The organism is Stenotrophomonas sp. YJH_SMC_27 (assembly GCF_059369815.1).
Genome location: NZ_JCAFTA010000002.1, coordinates 249,779 through 268,465, shown reverse-complemented (window position 1 = coordinate 268,465; position 18,687 = coordinate 249,779). Strand labels below are relative to the sequence as shown.

Genomic DNA, 18,687 nt, shown 5'->3' with positions numbered 1-18,687 from the left:
GCCGGGCGATCCCGTGCAGGTGACCAACCATGTCGGTCGTAGCAATGAGCCTGGAGCATCATGCAAAGTGGTTAAAAATGTCGACGAAGCGAGAGTCAATTCCCAGCTTCAGATAGGGAGATCACTTGGTAGGTGGGGGCCTGCCAACCATTGCCAATCATTTGTAGCCAAGACACTTTGGAATGCTAGTACAGTCGAACTGCAGCAAGAGCAGAACAAACGATTGCTCAACTCGAAGGTTCCTGGGCTGAGGTAGGTATGAAGAGATACATGACATGCGTCCTGCTGGCGTCACTTTCTTCGGCATGTGCGGATCAGAAGCAGGGCGCAACGACGAATTCGTTCGACGATGAGCGGATAGAATGTGTTGAGCCCGCTCGACTGAAGACCGAGCCGTGGGGAAAAGCGGGCTCTTTGAAGGGGTGCGAGATTGCTGATGGTCCATTTGTCGCCGCAGATGATGGGTATATTCGTATGCGTGGACCGTTTAAGAATGGGCATAAGGCCGGTGTGTGGCGATGGTACGACCGAAGTGGAAATGTCACTAAAGAAGTCAATTACTCACAGTAGTCTTTGCGGGGGAGGCTGGATGCAGTGCCCTGAAGGACATCCCGTGCCCAGATTCCTCACCCCCGACGAGGTCTCCCTCATCCACAGGCTGCTGCCCGAGACGAACGAGCTGTCCGAACGGTTGTTGAAGGATCTGGCGCTCGCCCAGGTGGAGGACGTGGAGGTCGTCGGATTCGGGGGCGTGGTGTTCCTGTCCAGCACGACCCAGGTCTTCGGAAGCGACATTGCCACGGCGATGCTTGCCGATGCCGACGGCGTGCCGGTGAGAGTCACCCTGTGCCTGGACAATCACGATCAGCTCTTCGAGCTGGAGCTGTGGAAGGTCGACTTCTAACCGATCATCGGCGTCGATCTGAGGAGCGCTTTCAGCGAACACTGACGCCTGCTGAAAGCGATCCAAGCTGAAGGGCGTTGCGCATCGCCTTCACCCTTCGGAATCGGACAAGGCCTGGCGCCGCGCTTCGGCAGCCATCCGGATTGCCTGCAGTTTCGCGTGATTCGGCCAGCTGTAAGCTTCGAACGAATTGCTGCCATCTGGATAGTAGTAGATCGTCCTGTTGCCTTTGGCTTTGACTTTAGGCCCCACGGATCGCGTGAGGAACTGCGAATGCAGGATGGGTTCGAAATGGACATTGCGGGCATCAGGTGCCTTGTAAATTAGGTAGAAATATCCGTTCGTGATCAGGCTCATTGACCTTGTATGGCCTCCAAGGAACCTCTCACTGAGCCATGGGTAGTAGTCCCGCACAACTGTCAGATCTCCGTCGGCTTTGATATCCCAGCGGCCGTTGGGCGAATTGTTGTCATCAAAAATGACAATCATGCCGGCAGGAAGGCCGGATCCAATGCCCTCGCCAAACGCGGAGGTGTCTTTGTATTTTGCGCCGAACGTGACATTGCTCAACGTCCAGTTGCAGCTGCCACCACCATTCACTGGCACTTTGGCCTCGAAAATTCTGCTCTGCTCCTGCTGGATGGGCTTCAAGTCCATCTGCTGATAGCCATCTCGATCATAGGGGATTCCGGAGGCAGTGTAGTCGGTGAAGGTGCAAGTCTTTGATCGGTAAATGACTCGCATGTCCATCGCTTCGAGCTCTGTGGGGACTTTGATGGCCACATTGACCACGCCTGCGTCGGTGGTGGGCGATAGGCTTCGGTCCGGCAACGCCCGGTCCGGGGTGTGGCCGCAGCTGCTCAGAAGCAGGAGGGCCAGGATTGTCGCTGAGACAGGAAGTTTCATCTGCTGAAGTCGGGGCATGCTGATTTCTTCTGAATGCTCAGAGTGCCATCGGCATCCGATTTGAGACAGAATGTAGATTCATATATTGCGGTACGAAAGTACCAGAGAGTTGGAATGTGTCGGATTGCTTGAAAGTAGTAGGTTGTGTTCAATTTCAATTGAAAATTCTCCCTATTGTCTTTTGGCCCATCCCGCTCGTATCCGTCTGGTACTGAGTCGTATGCAATGCAATGGCCACGCTTTAGCCTCGTTGGCTTGGCGTCGTCTTTCAGGCTGATGGCCCATCTTTCGGATTCGAGCGTGTAGTACTCCATCAGTAGCAAGTTGGCCACCGGGAACGAACCCTTCGCTTTTTGCGGGATGCAGAGCGCGGGTGTGCCATCCACAAGCCTGATATCTGCCTCTTCTCTGACCAGCTGGAACGCGTGCGCCATGTCTGGGGCCACGCAGCAGCCGGCGGCCACGAGCAGTGCCAAGGTGCTTTTGAAGTTCTGCATTGGTTTCTGATGCCTCCGTCTGCACAGCTCTGAAAGTGCGAGTGATTCAATTGCTCTGATCACCCTTGCCAGCATGGTCGTGTCGTCAGGAGGATGGGCGCGCGCCAGTCTGGAGCGCCCATCGCAGGCCGAGTAAAGAGAAGGGCGTCACATCTGTGCGGGCGAACGCCGGGGCGAAAAGGGGGCAAAGGCGACATCGATAGGGGCTACTGCTCACCCATCTGCAACCGCCCTACCGCCTGGGCGCACAACGACTGGCAGGCCATGACCAATCCCTCCATCACCCGGTCGCCCACGTACTCTTCCGGTTCGCCATTCTGCCGGGTGCGTTCGGCCGCCAGCAGCATTTCCAGCACTACCCGCAACCCGTTCAACGCACAATCGGCGTCGGCCAGGGCCAGGCAGCGCCCGGGCAGCTGATACCGCTCCGGCCAGGGTTGTCCGTCGGCCGCCGCACCGGAGCCGATGCGGTGGAGATTGGCAATGAAGGTGTTCCTGTCCACTGTTGGCTTAGCCTGTGGCGAACCGTCGTCGCCGGCGGTGCCGCGGTAGGCGTGCAGATGCGGGAAGTCCGATTCATTCATGGCAAGGCTCCGTGCAGGGCAATCGGTAGCCGCCACCCATAAAAGTGGCGGACGGTACGTGGTTCGAACACCGGGTTGATGTCAGTCCGGCGGGCCCGAAGGCCCCCACGCACCGCCCGCCATAGCCGGCAGACGGATTGCCAGCCGGCGCCACGCTGAGGTGGCGCCGGCTGGCAAGCGCATACATCAACATCAACTCGGGTGTTCGAAGCCCGGCCACCCTTTTCCGGTGGCACGCCATCTGAGCCCCTGGCGCTGTGCAATGCCAATCAGAAGAGTTGTAAACATCACTCGATTGGAGACGCTTTCGGCATTCTCCCATGCTGTTAAGCACTGCCAGCGCTGGCTGGCGCGGCGGTCCGCCCGCACCGTGCAATCTGCGACAGATGTCGAGGTTGGGGGGCGTTAGGGAACAAGGGGGGGAGGGGCGATGACGACAGGCTCTGCGGGGAGCGACCTGTGTCGAGCTCGGCCCGCGTCTACAGGTGCCAAAGCGTGACGTGCGACTCGGGTTGACGTTCCCAGCCACCAAGCGCAGGCTTGCTCAGCACGTTTCCTAAACAGAAGGAGACTTATGACCGCCACCGCTTCGCTGCACCCCACCCCCGACACCCAAGGCCGTTCCCGCCTGTGGAGTGTGTTCTGGCTGCAGGGCGTCATTCCCAGCAACATTCTGTGGGCGGTGGCCCTCTGGGCGCTGGCCAACCAGCGCACCACGCTGCTGCTGGGGGTATTTGCCGTGCTGCTGCTCTATACCGGCTGGATCATCCCGGCGGTCTGGCGGGCGGCGCCCACCGCGCACAACCCCAACCTGGGCGTGGCGGCGCGCGGGCTGACCGTGGCCTGGGGGCTGAACACCGTGCTGGTGATCTTCTTCCTGACCCTGCAGCTGGTGGCTCAATAGAACTGAACGGGCTCGCCGCCACGGTCGAAGGCGGCGAAGCGGCCGATCTGACCGTCATGGATGGCGTTGACCATCAGCCGCAACGGGCGCGCGGCTTCGTCGCTGTTCGGCGCGAAACCGCCACGGCCATCCAGCGCCGCTACGAACACCAGGTCCCAGTCGATGCCGGTGGTGGTCGATTCGGCCGCCAGCGCCTGGAAGCTGGGCACCTCGGCCGGCAGCTTGTCCACGCACAGCACCGGCGACAGGGTGCCGCCCTCGCGGCGGTCATGACGGTCGCGCTGGTCGCTGGTGGGCGATTCGGGCAGCTCGGCGCGCACGAATACGAACAGCAGGCGTTGCGGTTCAGCCTGCTCGCCGGCGGCGTGCAGCAGTTGCTGGAAATCGTTCATCATCATGAGGGTTGTCACACGCCCGCTGCACGGAAAGCCGCATGCTGCCACAACGCCTGCCGCGCGGGGCCGAACGCGATTGATTTAAGTCATGCCGATGGAACTGAAGGCCGCGTACTCTGGCAATCGTTCCAGCAGGCGAGGGTATCCGGGCCGTTCCGGGCACAGGCAAGACGGTGGAGCAACAAGGTGGACCAGCCATGAGCCAACTCACCGACAGCTTCGGACGCAGCTTTCCGTACCTGCGCTTGTCGCTTACCGAGGCCTGCAACTTCCGTTGCAGCTACTGCCTGCCCGACGGCTACCAGGCCGATGGCCGCCCGCGCTTCCTGCAGGTGGACGAGATTGCCCGTCTGGTGCGTGCGTTCGCCGCGCTGGGCATGAGCAAGATCCGCCTGACCGGCGGCGAGCCCAGCCTGCGCAAGGATCTTGACGAGATCATCGCCACCGTGGCGGCGGTGCCGGGCATCCGCAAGGTGGCTATCACCACCAATGGCACGCTGCTGCCGAGGCGCCTGCCGGGCTGGCACCGCGCCGGCCTGACCGCGCTGAACGTGAGCATGGACAGCCTGCAGCGCGAACGCTTCAAGACCATCACCGGCCATGACCGCCTGCCGGAGATCCAGCAGGGCCTGGCCCTGGCGCAGGCGCTGGGCCTGCCGGCGATCAAGCTCAACGCGGTGCTGCTGCGTGGCCTGAACGACGACGAGCTGCCGCAGTGGATGGACTACCTGCGCGACCGCCCCTTCAGCGTGCGCTTCATCGAGCTGATGCGCACCGGCGACAACGAAGCTTATTTCCAGCGCCACCACCTGCGCGCCGATCGGGTGATCGAGCAGCTGCTGGTCGCGGGCTGGCACGAGCGCCCGCGCGCGGCCGATGCCGGCCCGGCGCGCGAGTTCGGCCACCCCGACCATCGCGGCAGCATCGGCATCATCGCGCCGTATTCGCGTGACTTCTGCAAGGGCTGCAACCGCCTGCGGGTGACCGCCAGGGGCGACCTGCGGCTGTGCCTGTTTGGCGAGTTCGGCGTGCCGCTACGCCCGCTGCTGCAGCGCGACGATGACCATGACGCGCTGCTGGCACGCATCACCACCCAGCTTGGCCTGAAAGCGGCCGGGCATGGACTGCACCAGGGCCAGACCGGGCTGACCCCGCACCTGGCCTCCATCGGAGGATGAGCAACACGATGAGTGGGGAATTGAATGCGGCCTTCCATATGGCCGATGTCCGTGACAAGCGCATCACCCGCCGCCGTGCGGTGGCGGTGGGCGAGTTGCATGCCGGTCCGGTGGCGTATCCGCTGATCGTCGAGCGCCGCCTGCCCAAGGGTGATGCGCTGGTGATGGCCGAGATTGCCGGCCTGCAGGGCGCCAAGATGGCGTCGATGCTGATGCCGCTATGCCATCCGCTGCCGCTGGAACTGGTGCAGGTGTTCTGCGCGGCGGTGCCGGAGCGGCAGGCGATCCGCGTGTGGTGCGAGTGCGCCAGCGAGGCGCGCACCGGTGTGGAGATGGAGGCGCTGGCCGGCGTCAACGCCGCGCTGCTGACCCTGTACGACCTGAGCAAGCCGGTGGAACCGGCGCTGCGCATCGAAGGTATCCGCCTGCTGTTCAAGGAAGGCGGCAAGCGCGGTGTCTGGTTGCACCCGGATGGCATGGACGAGGCCGAGCGTGAGAGGTTCAAGCCGCGTGCGCCGAAGGGGCTGCAGGGGGCGGCCTGCGCGGTGATCACGCTGAGCGATCGCGCCAGCGAAGGCACCTATGAGGATATCTCTGGCCCAACCCTGGTGACCGGGCTGAAGAAGCTGGGGGGCGAGGTGGTAGCCGCCGAGGTACTGCCCGATGGCATCGAGCCGTTGGCGGGCCGCCTGCAGGCCTTGGCCGCCGAGGGCGTGCGCCTGTGCCTGTGTACCGGCGGGACCGGGCTGGGCCCGCGAGACCTGACCCCGGAGGCGTTGCGTTCCTTGAACGCGCGGCCGGTGCATGGCCTGGCGCAGATGGTGCGTGCACTGAGTGCACAGCACACGCCGATGGCCTGGCTGAGCCGCGCCGAGGTGGTGCAGCTGGGCAACATGCTGGTGTTTGCATTGCCGGGCAGCCCGAAAGCGGCGGCGCAGTGCCTGGACATCCTGGCGCCGGTACTGGGCCACGCCCTGGCGATGGTCGATGGCGGTGGCCACTGATGATTGCCTACAGCGAGGCCTTGCAGCACCTGCTGGACGCGGCCACGCCGCTGCCGGCCGAGCATCTGCCGCTGCATGAGGCCAGCGGCCGTACCCTGGCCAGTGACATCCACAGCGGGCAGTCGTTGCCGCCGTTCGACAACTCGGCGATGGACGGCTTCGCGCTGCGCGCCAACGGCGCGACGTTCGAGGCCGGCACCGAATTTACCGTGCAGGGTTGGCAGGCGGCCGGCGATGCCGGTGCCGACGGCGGCGAGGGTGCCTGGGAAATCATGACCGGTGCGCGCATGCCGGTCGGGCTGGATACGGTGGTGCCGGTCGAGAATGTGGAGATCCTCGCCAGCGAGGATGGCCGCCCGACCCGCATTGCCCTGAAGGCATTGGTGAAGCCGGGCCAGAACGTGCGCCTGCGCGGCGAGGATGTAAGCGACGGCGAGCGCGTGCTGCAGGCCGGGCAGCTGCTGGACATCAACGCGCGCACCCTGCTGCATGCCATCGGCGTGGGCGAGGTGGCGGTGGTGGCGCGGCCAAAGGCGGCGGTGATTGCTACCGGCAAGGAGCTGGTGACCGAGGCGGCGCAGACGCTGGCATCCGGGCAGATTCGTGACAGCAACCGGCCGTATCTGGTCGGCCGCCTGCAGGCCGCCGGTGCCGAGGTGGTCTTGCAGGGCACGGTGGGCGATGAGGTGGCGACGTTCAACGCGGTCCTGGATGAAGCGCTGGACGCGGGCGCGCAACTGTTGATCAGCACCGGCGCGGTATCAGCCGGCCGCTACGATTTCGTTCCCGACGCGCTGCGCGGCCGTGGCGCGCGCATCGTGTTCCACAAGGTGGCGATCCGCCCGGGCAAGCCGCTGCTGTTTGCGGTGCTGCCTGATGGCGCGCTGTACTTCGGCCTGCCAGGCAACCCGGTCTCCGCTGCCGTGGGCCAGCGCTTCTTCGTCGAGCCGGTGCTGCGCCGCCTGCTGGGGCTGGCACCAGAGCCGGTGCTGACGTTGCCGCTGCAGGCCGACGTGCGCACGCCGCCGGGCCTGCGCTTCCACGCGCGGGCGCGGGTGGAAGTGGACGCGCAGGGTCGCCTGAGTGCGCGCGTGCTGTCCGGGCAGGAATCATTCCGTTTGATGTCCATGCTGCAGGCCAACGCCTGGGTGGTGTTGGAGTCCGAGGGAGACCTGGCCAGCGCGGGCACCTATGTGCGGGTGCAGGGCTGGGGTCACCACGAACCGGTGCAGCTGGTGAGCCAGGAGTCATGATGAAACAGGTAAATCTGCAGTTGTTCGGTGCGTTCTCCGATCTGGATGCCAGCCGCGAGATTGCCGTGGAGGTGGCCGGTGGCACCGTGGCCGATCTGCGCCAGGCGCTGCGCGAGCTGCTGCCACTGCGTTGGCCGGGTTTCCGTGCCGGCCTGCTGGATTACTCGGCATTCGCCGATCAGCAACGCGTGCTGCGCGACCACGAGGCGCTGCCCGACGATGGCCGGGTGGCGATCCTGCCGCCGGTGAGCGGGGGCTGAGCGATGAGCGAGACGATCATTGCCAAGGTGGTGGACCGCGCGCAGGCGGCGATCGATCCGGCCGAGGGCATCGCGGCGGTCTCCGATCCGGGCTTCGGTGGCATCGATGTGTTCATCGGCAAGGTGCGCGATGTAAACATCGGCCGGCCGGTGACCGGGATCACCTACGACCTGTTCGAGCCGCTGGTATTGAACGAGTTCAAGCGCCTGGCGGCCGAGGTCGAAGGCACGTTCGGGCCGAAGCTGAAGCTGTATGTGGCCCATGCCAAGGGCCGGCTCGGCATCGGCGATGTGGCGGTGGTGGTGGCTGCCGGCAGTCCGCACCGGGACGAGGCGTTCCGCGCGTGCCGGCAGCTGATCGAGGTGGTGAAGCACCAGTGCCCGATCTGGAAGCAGGAGCATTACGAAGACGGCGACAGCGAGTGGAGCGAGGGTTGCAGCCTGTGTCACGCGGACAGCGAACCCGCACATGCCCATGATCATGCGCACGACCACGGGCATTGACCCCACCCTTCAGGGCAGCGCGGGGTTCAGTAGATCCACGCCATGCGTGGATGAGGGCTTTCCCGCGCATCCGGCCGGCGCAGCCACGCATGGCGTGGCTCTACTGCAATGAGCATCAACGGCATCGTGCTGGCCGGTGGCCTGTCCACCCGGATGGGCCGCGACAAGGCACTGCTGCCGTGGCAGGGCCGCACGCTGCTGGAGCACATGCGGGGCCTGTTGATGCAGGCTGGTGCCGAACGGGTATGGGTAAGCGGTGACTATCCGGCCTTCGGTGGCATCCCCGATCAGATTGCGCGCTGCGGCCCACTGGGTGGGTTGCACAGCGTGATGCAGCAAATGCCCGATGGCCAGGCCTGGGTGGTGGCGGTGGACACGCCGTTGCTGGCACCACGGCTGCTGCAACGGCTGGCTGGGGTGGGTATGGGCGCATGCACGATCTTTGACGGGCATCCCTTTCCCATGCTGTTGAATGTGGACAATGCCACTCGTAGCGTGCTGGCCGCGATGCTGGATGATCCAGAAGGGCCCCGCTCGGTACAGGCTTTCCAGCGTCGCCTGCAGATGCACGTGCTGGCGTTGGAAAGCGTTGACGAAGCCTGCCTGGTCAACTGCAATACCCCCGAACAATGGGAGGATGTTGCGTCATGAAAGTGCAGTTGCAGGACCAATCGGTACGGCTTCGCCTGGACGAGGCCGAACTGGCGCGCCTGCTGGCCGGTGAATCGGTCGAGAACATGACCCGCTTCGGCGGTATCGAGGGCTGGGGCATGGCGGTGTCGCTGCATGGCGGCGAGCAGCCGGTGCTGCTCGATGGTGGCAACTTCTGTCGCCTGGTACTGCCGCGCCCGGCCGTCGAGGCCTTGGCGGGACGGCTGCCGTGCCGCGATGGCCTGCCATTCGAGATTGCCCTGGAAGATGGCAGCCAGCTTCAGCTGCAGTTCGATGTGGACGTGCGCGACAGCGTGCGCCAGCGCGGGGTGACCCGCCGCAGCACCGCTTCATCGGTTTGACATTTGTCAGGGGCAGGGTGGAAACCGGCCCTTGATTGATCCAGATCAACCCCGTCGTCCGTGCTGCACGGCCTAATGGCTGCATGACGACGGGTCACAACTTGAAACGCAGTACCCACGTCATTCCACAGCCTTGGAGCCATGTATGACCGTCGGTAGCGATCCTGTTGTCCGCAGCACTGCCAGTCCCGGTCGCGTCATCAGCGACTGGACGCCGGAGGACCCCGGCTATTGGGAGCGCACCGGCAAGCGGGTCGCCACCCGCAACCTGGTCATCTCGATCCCCTCGCTTCTGCTGGCCTTCTCGGTCTGGGTGCTGTTCTCGGCGGTGTCGATCAGCCTGCCGAAGATCGGTTTCAACTTCAGCACCGACCAGCTGTTCTGGCTGGTGGCGCTGCCCAGCCTGTCCGGCGCGACCCTGCGCATCTTCTATTCGTTCGTGATCCCGATCTTCGGCGGCCGCCGCTGGACCGCGCTGTCCACCGCCTCGCTGCTGGCGCCGACGCTCTGGCTCGGCTTTGCGGTGCAGGACCCGGCCACCCCGTACTGGGTGTTCGTGGCCATCGCGATCCTGTGTGGCTTCGGTGGCGCGAACTTCTCGTCGTCGATGTCCAACATCTCCTTCTTCTACCCCAAGCAGAAGCAGGGCCTGGCGCTGGGCCTGAACGCCGGCCTGGGCAATGTGGGCGTGTCGGTGGCGCAGGCGGTGATTCCGCTGGTCATCACCGTGGGCGTGTTCGGTGCGCTGGGTGGTGCACCGCAGCCTGCAGTGGAGGGGGGCGCGCCGCTGTTCCTGCAGAACGCCGGCTTCATCTGGGTGCCGGCCATCGCGCTGTGCGCCATCGCGGCCTGGTTCGGCATGAACGACCTGACCAGTGCCCGCTCGTCGTTCTCCGAGCAGGCGGTGATCTTCCGCCGCAAGCACAACTGGTTGATGTGCTGGTTGTACATCGGCACCTTCGGTTCCTACATCGGTTTCTCGGCCGGCTTCCCGATGCTGGTGAAGAGCCAGTTCCCGGACGTGAACCCGCTGGCCTACGCCTTCATCGGCCCGCTGCTGGGCGCACTGATGCGCTCGGTGGGTGGCAGCATGGCCGACCGCTGGGGCGGCGCACGCCTGACCTTCTGGGTGTTCGCGCTGATGATCGCGGCAGTGTTCGGCGTGCTGCATTTCCTGCCCAGCGATGGCCAGGCCGGCAACTTCCATGGCTTCCTGCTCAGCTTCATGGCGCTGTTCGTGCTCAGTGGCATCGGCAACGGCACCACCTTCCGCATGATCCCGGTGATCTTCCGCACCCTGCATGAGCGCTGGTCGGCCAACGACAACGCCGAGGGCAAGGCCACGGCCGCGCACCAGGCCAGCATCGAATCGGCCGCGGTGGTCGGCTTCTCCGGTGCGATCGGCGCCTACGGCGGCTTCTTCATTCCCAAGAGCTACGGCTCGTCCATTACGTTGACCGGCAGCCCCGACATGGCGCTGTACGGATTCGTTGTTTTCTATGTCACCTGCCTGGCCGTGACCTGGTGGTGGTACTACCGGCGCGGTGCCGAGACACCCTGCTGACGACATGAAAACGCACCGCAGCCAGATGACACACACAGCCACGATGCCGATGTCCGCAAAGGGAGATCCCCGATGAGTTATTTCCTCGATCGCTTGCAGTTCTTCAAGCGTGACCCCCAGACCTTTGCCGATGGCCATGGATTTGCCAAGAGCGAGGGCCGTGACTGGGAAAACAGTTACCGCGCCCGTTGGCAGTACGACAAGATCGTACGTTCCACCCACGGCGTGAACTGCACCGGCTCCTGCAGCTGGAAGATCTACGTCAAGAACGGCCTGGTCACCTGGGAAACCCAGCAGACCGATTACCCGCGCACGCGCCCGGACCTGCCCAACCATGAACCGCGTGGCTGCCCGCGTGGCGCCAGCTATTCCTGGTACCTGTACAGCGCCAACCGTCTGAAGTACCCGCTGATCCGCGGCACGCTGCTGCGCCTGTGGCGCGAAGCGCGCAAGAGCAAGGCTCCGGTCGATGCCTGGGCCAGCATCGTGGAGGACAAGGAGAAGGCGCGTTCGTACAAGACCCGCCGCGGCATGGGCGGCTTCGTGCGCCTGCAGTGGGAGGAGGCCAACGAGATCATCGCCGCCTCCAACCTGTATACGGTGAAGCAGTACGGTCCGGACCGCGTGGTCGGGTTCTCGCCGATTCCGGCGATGTCGATGGTGTCCTACGCCGCCGGTGCGCGATATTTGTCGCTGCTGGGTGGCGCCTGCCTGTCCTTCTACGACTGGTACTGCGACCTGCCGCCGGCCTCGCCGCAGATCTGGGGCGAGCAGACCGACGTGCCCGAATCGGCCGACTGGTACAACAGTCGCTACATCATCGCCTGGGGCTCGAACGTGCCGCAGACGCGTACGCCCGATGCACATTTCTTCACCGAGGCGCGCTACAACGGCACCAAGACGGTGGCGATCTGCCCGGACTATTCCGAGCTGGCCAAGCTGACCGACCACTGGCTGCACCCCAAGCAGGGCACCGACGCGGCGCTGGCCTTTGCCTTCGGCCATGTGATCCTGCGCGAGTTCCATGTTGATTCGCCCTCGCAGTATTTCCAGGACTACTGCCGCCAGTACTCGGACATGCCGATGCTGGTGCGTCTGGAGCGTCGCGACGATGGCCGCCTGGTGGCGGGCCGCTTCCTGCGTGCCAGTGAGCTGGGCGGGCTGGGTGAAGCCAACAACCCGGACTGGAAGACCCTGGCCTACGACGAGAACAGCGGCCAGATCGTGGTGCCCAACGGCTCGATCGGTTTCCGCTGGGGCGAGAAGGGTCGTTGGAACATCGAGGAGAAGGCCAGCAATGGCGCCGATACGCGCCTGCGCCTGAGCTTGTCCGAGGCCAACGACGGCATCGAGGCAGTGAGCTTCCCGTACTTCGGTGGCATTGAAAGCGATGGCTGGACCGCTGCACCGGCCGAAGAAGTACTGGACCGCAACATTCCGGTGCGCCGGCTGGCCACGGCCGATGGCGGCGAGACGCTGGTGGCCACGGTCTACGACCTGCTGCTGGCCCAGTATGGCGTCGACCGTGGCTTTGGCGGCGGCAACGTGGCATCGAGCTTCGATGACATGGTGCCGGGCACGCCGGCGTGGCAGGAGCGCATCACCGGCGTGTCGCGCGCCGAGGTGATCGAGATCGCCCGCGAGTTCGCGCGTACCGCCGACAAGACCCACGGCCGATCGATGATCATCGTCGGCGCGGGCATGAACCACTGGTTCCACAACGACATGAACTACCGCGGCCTGATCAACATGCTGATCATGTGCGGTTGCGTGGGCCAGACCGGTGGCGGCTGGGCGCATTACGTGGGCCAGGAAAAGCTGCGCCCGCAGACCGGCTGGCAGCCGCTCGCGTTCGGGCTGGACTGGAGCAAGCCGCCGCGCCACATGAACGGCACCTCGTTCTTCTACTTCAACACCGGGCAGTGGCGTTACGAGAAGCTGCAGGTGGATGAACTGCTGTCACCGCTGGCCGATGCCAGCAAGTACGGCGGCAGCCTGGCTGACCTGAACCTGCGCGCGGTGCGCATGGGCTGGCTGCCGAGCACCCCGCAGCTGGACCGTAACCCGCTGCAGCTGGTACGCGAGGCCGAAGCGGCCGGCGTGGCCCCGGCGGACTACGCGCTGGGCAAGTTCAAGGATGGCTCGCTGGACTTCGCCTTCGCCGACCCGGACGCCAGCCAGAACCACCCGCGCATGATGTTCATCTGGCGCTCGAACCTGCTCGGTTCCTCGGGCAAGGGCCATGAGTACATGCTGCGGCACCTGCTGGGTACGCGCCACGGGCTGCAGGGCAAGGACCTGGGCGAAATGGGCGCAGTGAAGCCGCAGGAGGTGAAGTGGCGCGACGAGGCGCCGGAAGGCAAGCTGGACCTGCTGGTCACGCTCGACTTCCGCATGTGCACCACCGCGCTGTACTCGGACATCGTGCTGCCGACCGCGACCTGGTACGAGAAGGACGACCTCAACACCTCGGACATGCACCCCTTCATCCACCCGCTGTCGAAGGCGGTGGATCCTGCCTGGGAATCGCGCAGCGACTGGGACATCTTCAAGGAGGTGGCCCGCACCGTGAGCGAGATGGCGCCGGGCGTGCTGGGTGTGGAGAAGGACCTGGTGCTGGTGCCGACCCTGCACGACACCCCCAACGAGCTGGGCATGCCGTTCGGCGTGGCCGACTGGAAGAAGGGTGAGTGCGAGGCCATCCCGGGCCAGACCATGCCGTCGATGACGGTGGTGGAGCGTGACTACCCGAACCTGTACCGCAAGTTCACCTCGCTCGGCCCACTGCTGGACAAGCAGGGCAACGGTGGCAAGGGCATGAGCTGGGACACGAAGCACGAGGTCGAGTTCCTCGGCAAGTTGAACCACACCGTGCACGAAGAAGGCGTAAGCCAGGGCCGCCCGGCCATCTCGACCGCAATCGACGCGGCCGAAGTGATCCTGCACCTGGCGCCGGAAACCAACGGCCACGTGGCGGTGAAGGCCTGGGAATCGCTGGGCACCTTCACCGGTCGCGAGCATACGCATCTGGCGGTGGGCAAGGAACACGAAGCAATCCGTTTCCGTGACATCCAGGCGCAGCCGCGCAAGATCATCTCTTCGCCGATCTGGTCGGGCCTGGAAGACGACAACGTCAGCTACAACGCCGGCTATACCAACGTGCACGAGCTAATTCCGTGGCGCACGGTGACCGGTCGCCAGCAGTTCTACCAGGACCACGAGTGGATGATCGACTTCGGCGAGGCCTTCATGAGCTACCGGCCGCCAGTCAACACGCGCACGGTGGAGCCGCTGCTGAACCAGCGCCCGAACGGCAACAAGGAGATCGTGCTGAACTGGATCACCCCGCACCAGAAGTGGGGCATCCACAGCACCTACAGCGACAACCTGATCATGCAGACGCTGTCGCGCGGTGGTCCCATCGTGTGGATCAGCGAGGATGACGCGCGCAGTGCCGGCATCGTCGATAACGACTGGATCGAGCTGTTCAACGTCAACGGCGCGATTGCCGCCCGTGCGGTGGTCAGCCAGCGCGTGATGCCGGGCATGGCGATGATGTACCACGCCCAGGAACGCATCATCAACGTGCCGGGCTCGGAGATTTCCGGCACCCGTGGCGGCATCCACAACTCGGTGACCCGCATCGTGCTCAAGCCGACCCACATGATCGGTGGCTACGCGCAGCTGGCCTATGGCTTCAACTACTACGGCACCTGCGGAACCAACCGCGATGAGTTCGTGATCGTGCGCAAGATGGACAAGATCGACTGGCTTGACGATGAACAAGGAAGTTCGAGTGTCGCGGGCGCAGGACGCGCAGGAGCGACGGGTGAGGCTGTTCCTGCGGCTGCGAAGGAGGTGGTGTGATGAAGGTCCGTGCACAGATCGCGATGGTGCTGAACCTGGACAAGTGCATCGGCTGCCATACCTGCTCGATCACCTGCAAGAACGTCTGGACCTCGCGCGAGGGCGTCGAGTACGCCTGGTTCAACAACGTGGAAACCAAGCCCGGCATCGGTTACCCGAAGGAATGGGAGAACCAGGACAAGTGGAACGGCGGCTGGGTGCGCACCCGCGCCGGCAAGCTGGTGCCACGCGCGGGTGGCCGCTGGCGCATGCTGGCCAAGATCTTCGCCAACCCGGACCTGCCGCAGATCGACGACTACTACGAGCCGTTCGATTTCGATTACCAGAACCTGCATACCGCCAAGGACAGCCAGCACCAGCCAACCGCGCGCCCGCGTTCGCTGATCAGTGGCGAGCGCATGCAGAAGATCGAGTGGGGCCCGAACTGGGAGGAGATCCTCGGTTCGGAGTTCAGCAAGCGCTCGCGCGACTACAACTTTGACCAGGTGCAGAAGGAGATCTACGGCGCCTTCGAGAAGACCTTCATGATGTACCTGCCGCGCCTGTGCGAGCACTGCCTGAACCCGGCGTGCGTGTCGGCGTGCCCCTCGGGCGCGATCTACAAGCGCGAGGAAGACGGCATCGTGCTGATCGACCAGGACAAGTGCCGCGGCTGGCGCATGTGCGTGTCGGCCTGCCCGTACAAGAAGATCTACTACAACTGGAAGAGCGGCAAGTCGGAGAAGTGCATCTTCTGCTACCCGCGCATCGAGATGGGTGAGCCGACCGTGTGCTCGGAAACCTGCGTGGGCCGCATCCGCTACCTGGGCGTGATGCTGTACGACGCCGACCGCATCGCCGAGGCCGCTTCGGTGGCCGCCGAGAAGGATCTGTACCAGGCCCACCTGGACATCTTCCTGGACCCGAACGATCCGGCGGTGATCGCCGCCGCGCGCAAGGAGGGCATCCCGGACAGCTGGCTGGAGTCGGCCAAGCAGTCGCCGGTGTACAAGCTGGCGATCGACTGGAAGCTGGCGCTGCCGTTGCACCCGGAATACCGCACGCTTCCGATGGTCTGGTACGTACCGCCGCTGTCGCCGATCCAGTCCGCCGCCGAGCGTGGCCGCGTGGGCATGAGCGGCGAGCTGCCGGACGTGGCGTCGCTGCGCATTCCGATGCGCTACCTCGCCAACCTGCTGACGGCCGGTGACGAGGCACCGGTGGTACGCGCGCTGGAGCGGCTGATGGCGATGCGTGCCTGGCGCCGGGCCAAGAACGTGGACGGCGTGGAAGACACCGCGGTGCTGGAGCAGACCGGGCTGAGCATCGCCCAGGTGGAAGAGATGTACCGCTACCTGGCCATCGCCAACTACGAGGACCGTTTCGTGATTCCGACCGGCCACCGCGAGTACGCCAACGACGCCTTCGGCGAGCGCGGCGGCTGCGGCTTCACCTTCGGCAACGGCTGCAATGGTGACAGCCCGGCCGACCTGTTCGGCCAGCGCAAGAGCACCACCTTCGTGGTGGACAAGGGGCCGAACCACCGCCGCAAGGAGGTGGTGTGATGAGCGTGCTCAAGCTGGTCGGGGTGCTGCTGGACTACCCCCGCGAAGAACTGTGGGAGCACGGCGAGGAACTGCTCGCCGCCTGTGACGACCCGGCGCTGAACGCCGCCCGCCGCCAGCAGTTGCGCAGCTTCGTGCAGCAGCTGCTGGCCACCGATGCGCTGGATGCGCAGGCGGCGTGGCTGGCCAGTTTCGACCGCGGCCGCTCGATGAGCCTGCTGCTGTTCGAGCACATCCATGGCGAGTCGCGCGACCGTGGCCAGGCCATGGTCGATCTGGTCGAAACCTACCGCCGCAACGGGTTCGAACTGGATGCACGCGAGCTGCCGGATTACCTGCCGCTGCTGCTGGAGTTCCTGGCCCATCGCCCCGGCAGCGAGGCCCGCGAGTGGCTGCACCACATCGGCCATATCGCCGGGATGCTGGCGGCACGTGCTGCCGAGCGTGAGCTGCCGCACCGGGTGCTTTTCGAGATCCTGGTCGAAGCCGGTGACGGCAAGGCCGATCTGCAGGCGCTGCGCCAGCGTGCCAGCGAGGAAGTCCGCGACGATACCGCCGAGGCCATGGACCGCTTGTGGGAGGAGGAGGCGGTGCGCTTTGGTGCCGAAGCCCCCGCCGAAGACTGCAAGCCGCCCGTGCGTTCGCCGGCCCGTCCTTCGCATCGAGAGGTCCAGCCATGAGTTATTCCCTGCATCAATTCGCCTTCCAGTACTACCCGTACATCGCCGTGGCGATGCTGCTGATCGGCAGCTGGGCCCGCTATGACAAGGCCATGTACACCTGGCGCACCGGCTCCAGCCAGATGTTGTCGGACAAGGGCATGCGGATCGGCAGCAACTGCTTCCACATCGGCATCCTGGCCATCCTTGGTGGCCACCTGGTCGGCCTGCTGACCCCGCACGCGGTGTACGAGCACTTCATCACCTCGTCGCAGAAGCAGATGCTGGCGATGGTGGTCGGTGGTGTGTTCGGCGCACTGTGCTTCATCGGCATCAGCATCCTGCTGGTACGCCGCCTGTTCAATGCGCGTGTTCGGGCTACCGGCAGCTTCGGTGACACCCTGGTGCTGGTGTTGCTGTTCGCCCAGCTGTGCCTGGGCCTGTACAGCATCCGCATCTCGTCCGGCCACCTGGACGGAGGGGTGATGGTGCAGCTGGCCGAGTGGGCGCAGCACATCGTGACCTTCCGTGCCGGTGCCGCTGATTACATCGAGGGCGTCAGCTGGGTCTACAAGATGCATATCTTCCTGGGCCTGACCCTGTTCCTGATCGCGCCGTTCACCCGCCTGGTGCACGTGTGGAGCATTCCGATCAGTTACCTGTGGCGGCCCTACCAGGTGGTGCGCCGCCGCCAGGCCACGCTGCGCTACGGTCCGCGGGAGTAAGCCATGGGCAGCCTGCCGAAATTCCTGCCGATCACCGTGATCGACTCCGCCGCACCGGTTCCCGCCGAGGCGCATTCGCACCACCATGACGCGGCGGCACAGGGGCCGCGCGCGCTCGGGCAGCCGGCACCGTGCCGGCTGTTCGTGGACGAGACCGCGATCAGCGAGGCTGACATCGCCCGCGAGATGCAGCACCACCGGGCGATGCGCCCGGAGCAGTCTCGTGCTGAAGCGGCACGTGCACTGGTGGTGCGTGAGCTGCTGCGCCTGGAAGCGCAGCGGCTTGGGCTGCAGGCGCCGGAGGGCAACCGGGTAAGCGACGAGGAAGTGCTGATCCAGCAACTGCTGGAAGATGCGATCGAAGACCGCGTGCCGACCGATGAGGACTGCCGGCGCTACTTCGAGCAGAACCCGGAGCGCTTCCGCTCGCCCGACCGCGTGCGCCTGCGCCATATCCTGCTGGCAGCGCCGGCCGACGACGTGGCCGGGCGCTTCGCCGCACGTACCGAGGGCGAGCGGCTGGTCGGGCTGCTGAAGGAGTCGCCGCACCTGTTCGCCGATCTCGCCTTGCGCCATTCGCGTTGCCCATCCAGCAGCGAAGGCGGCGACCTGGGCTGGCTGCAGCGCGGGCAGACCACGCCGGAGTTCGACCGCCAGGTGTTCCGCCTGCGCGAGGGCCTGGCCGGTTTCCCGGTGGAATCACGCTGGGGCTACCACGTGGTCTGCGTCGATGCCCGCGAGGAAGGCCAGCCGCAGCCGTTCGAGGCGGTGCTGCCGCAGCTGCGTGACTACCTGGAGCTGCAGGTGCGCCAGCGTGAAGTGCAGGCCTACCTGCTGCAGCTGCAGGAACGCTACCCGGTGCGCGGGCTGGATGAGATCGAAGCCGAAGCGGATAACGGCTGAACCCCCTTGAACGAGGAGAATTC

The 18,687-nt window shown here is 64.9% G+C and carries 19 protein-coding genes; 15 read left to right on the top strand and 4 right to left on the bottom strand.

The genetic code is table 11. The features are described 5' to 3' along the window. The first annotated feature begins 613 nt into the window (after positions 1 to 613). On the top strand, positions 614 to 904 hold the full coding sequence (locus AC5P7R_RS04755; RefSeq protein WP_111098099.1) for a DUF6984 family protein: 291 nt from the start codon (positions 614 to 616) through the stop codon (positions 902 to 904). A gap of 90 nt (positions 905 to 994) precedes the next feature. On the opposite strand, the gene AC5P7R_RS04750 is transcribed toward AC5P7R_RS04755, so the two are convergent. From AC5P7R_RS04750 to AC5P7R_RS04740, 3 genes are all read right to left on the bottom strand, one after another. Further along, positions 995 to 1,828 carry a hypothetical protein gene (locus AC5P7R_RS04750; RefSeq protein ID WP_111098100.1) on the bottom strand — a complete coding sequence of 278 codons (834 nt, stop codon included), beginning with the start codon at positions 1,826 to 1,828 and terminating at the stop codon, positions 995 to 997. Then, positions 1,807 to 2,307 carry a hypothetical protein gene (locus AC5P7R_RS04745; RefSeq protein ID WP_111102394.1) on the bottom strand — a complete coding sequence of 167 codons (501 nt, stop codon included), beginning with the start codon at positions 2,305 to 2,307 and terminating at the stop codon, positions 1,807 to 1,809. The genes AC5P7R_RS04750 and AC5P7R_RS04745 overlap by 22 nt, the downstream gene beginning before the upstream one ends. A 206-nt stretch (positions 2,308 to 2,513) precedes the next feature. Further along, complete coding sequence (locus tag AC5P7R_RS04740; protein WP_111102393.1) at positions 2,514 to 2,891, bottom strand: hypothetical protein; 378 nt, start codon at positions 2,889 to 2,891, stop codon at positions 2,514 to 2,516. 574 nt (positions 2,892 to 3,465) lie between these two features. On the opposite strand from AC5P7R_RS04740, the gene AC5P7R_RS04735 reads away from it, so the two are divergent. Continuing rightward, positions 3,466 to 3,795, top strand: coding sequence for a hypothetical protein (locus AC5P7R_RS04735; protein ID WP_005416862.1), 330 nt, complete (start codon positions 3,466 to 3,468; stop codon positions 3,793 to 3,795). On the opposite strand, the gene AC5P7R_RS04730 is transcribed toward AC5P7R_RS04735, so the two are convergent. Then, positions 3,789 to 4,193 carry a hypothetical protein gene (locus AC5P7R_RS04730; RefSeq protein ID WP_032954242.1) on the bottom strand — a complete coding sequence of 135 codons (405 nt, stop codon included), beginning with the start codon at positions 4,191 to 4,193 and terminating at the stop codon, positions 3,789 to 3,791. The genes AC5P7R_RS04735 and AC5P7R_RS04730 overlap by 7 nt on opposite strands. Before the next feature lie 194 nt (positions 4,194 to 4,387). Here AC5P7R_RS04730 and moaA point away from each other — a divergent pair, with 194 nt between their 5' ends. The 13 genes from moaA (at position 4,388) to AC5P7R_RS04665 (ending at position 18,664) form a co-directional block, all read left to right on the top strand. Next, positions 4,388 to 5,368: a GTP 3',8-cyclase MoaA gene (gene moaA / locus AC5P7R_RS04725; protein ID WP_478435859.1), complete on the top strand. Its 981-nt coding sequence runs from the start codon at positions 4,388 to 4,390 to the stop codon at positions 5,366 to 5,368. A gap of 8 nt (positions 5,369 to 5,376) precedes the next feature. Beyond that, positions 5,377 to 6,372, top strand: coding sequence for a bifunctional molybdenum cofactor biosynthesis protein MoaC/MoaB (gene moaCB, locus AC5P7R_RS04720; RefSeq protein WP_478435858.1), 996 nt, complete (start codon positions 5,377 to 5,379; stop codon positions 6,370 to 6,372). Further along, complete coding sequence (locus AC5P7R_RS04715; protein ID WP_478435857.1) at positions 6,372 to 7,625, top strand: molybdopterin molybdotransferase MoeA; 1,254 nt, start codon at positions 6,372 to 6,374, stop codon at positions 7,623 to 7,625. The genes moaCB and AC5P7R_RS04715 overlap by 1 nt, the downstream gene beginning before the upstream one ends. After that, complete coding sequence (locus tag AC5P7R_RS04710) at positions 7,625 to 7,885, top strand: MoaD/ThiS family protein (protein ID WP_005416856.1); 261 nt, start codon at positions 7,625 to 7,627, stop codon at positions 7,883 to 7,885. Before AC5P7R_RS04715 ends, AC5P7R_RS04710 begins: the two co-directional genes overlap by 1 nt. 3 nt (positions 7,886 to 7,888) lie before the next feature. Next, entirely contained in the window at positions 7,889 to 8,389 is a 501-nt protein-coding gene (locus tag AC5P7R_RS04705) for a molybdenum cofactor biosynthesis protein MoaE (RefSeq protein ID WP_227853833.1), read from the top strand. A 108-nt stretch (positions 8,390 to 8,497) separates the two neighbouring features. Next, positions 8,498 to 9,040 carry a molybdenum cofactor guanylyltransferase gene (gene mobA / locus AC5P7R_RS04700; protein WP_111096226.1) on the top strand — a complete coding sequence of 181 codons (543 nt, stop codon included), beginning with the start codon at positions 8,498 to 8,500 and terminating at the stop codon, positions 9,038 to 9,040. Next, positions 9,037 to 9,402 (top strand): DUF7009 family protein, encoded by a 366-nt coding sequence (locus AC5P7R_RS04695; RefSeq protein WP_099495776.1) that lies wholly within the window; start codon positions 9,037 to 9,039, stop codon positions 9,400 to 9,402. The genes mobA and AC5P7R_RS04695 overlap by 4 nt, the downstream gene beginning before the upstream one ends. 145 nt (positions 9,403 to 9,547) lie before the next feature. Further along, complete coding sequence (locus AC5P7R_RS04690) at positions 9,548 to 10,966, top strand: NarK family nitrate/nitrite MFS transporter (RefSeq protein ID WP_111096227.1); 1,419 nt, start codon at positions 9,548 to 9,550, stop codon at positions 10,964 to 10,966. 72 nt (positions 10,967 to 11,038) lie between these two features. Further along, positions 11,039 to 14,833 carry a nitrate reductase subunit alpha gene (locus tag AC5P7R_RS04685; RefSeq protein WP_134729012.1) on the top strand — a complete coding sequence of 1,265 codons (3,795 nt, stop codon included), beginning with the start codon at positions 11,039 to 11,041 and terminating at the stop codon, positions 14,831 to 14,833. Beyond that, positions 14,833 to 16,377 carry a nitrate reductase subunit beta gene (gene narH, locus AC5P7R_RS04680; protein ID WP_049439033.1) on the top strand — a complete coding sequence of 515 codons (1,545 nt, stop codon included), beginning with the start codon at positions 14,833 to 14,835 and terminating at the stop codon, positions 16,375 to 16,377. The genes AC5P7R_RS04685 and narH overlap by 1 nt, the downstream gene beginning before the upstream one ends. After that, positions 16,377 to 17,057: a nitrate reductase molybdenum cofactor assembly chaperone gene (gene narJ / locus AC5P7R_RS04675; RefSeq protein ID WP_049439032.1), complete on the top strand. Its 681-nt coding sequence runs from the start codon at positions 16,377 to 16,379 to the stop codon at positions 17,055 to 17,057. The genes narH and narJ overlap by 1 nt, the downstream gene beginning before the upstream one ends. Further along, positions 17,054 to 17,761, top strand: a complete 708-nt coding sequence (narI, locus tag AC5P7R_RS04670) for a respiratory nitrate reductase subunit gamma (protein WP_495213776.1) — start codon at positions 17,054 to 17,056, stop codon at positions 17,759 to 17,761. Before narJ ends, narI begins: the two co-directional genes overlap by 4 nt. A 3-nt stretch (positions 17,762 to 17,764) precedes the next feature. Beyond that, a complete protein-coding gene (locus tag AC5P7R_RS04665) occupies positions 17,765 to 18,664 on the top strand; it encodes a peptidylprolyl isomerase (protein ID WP_134729014.1) in 900 nt (299 codons plus the stop codon). Positions 18,665 to 18,687 lie beyond the last annotated feature (23 nt).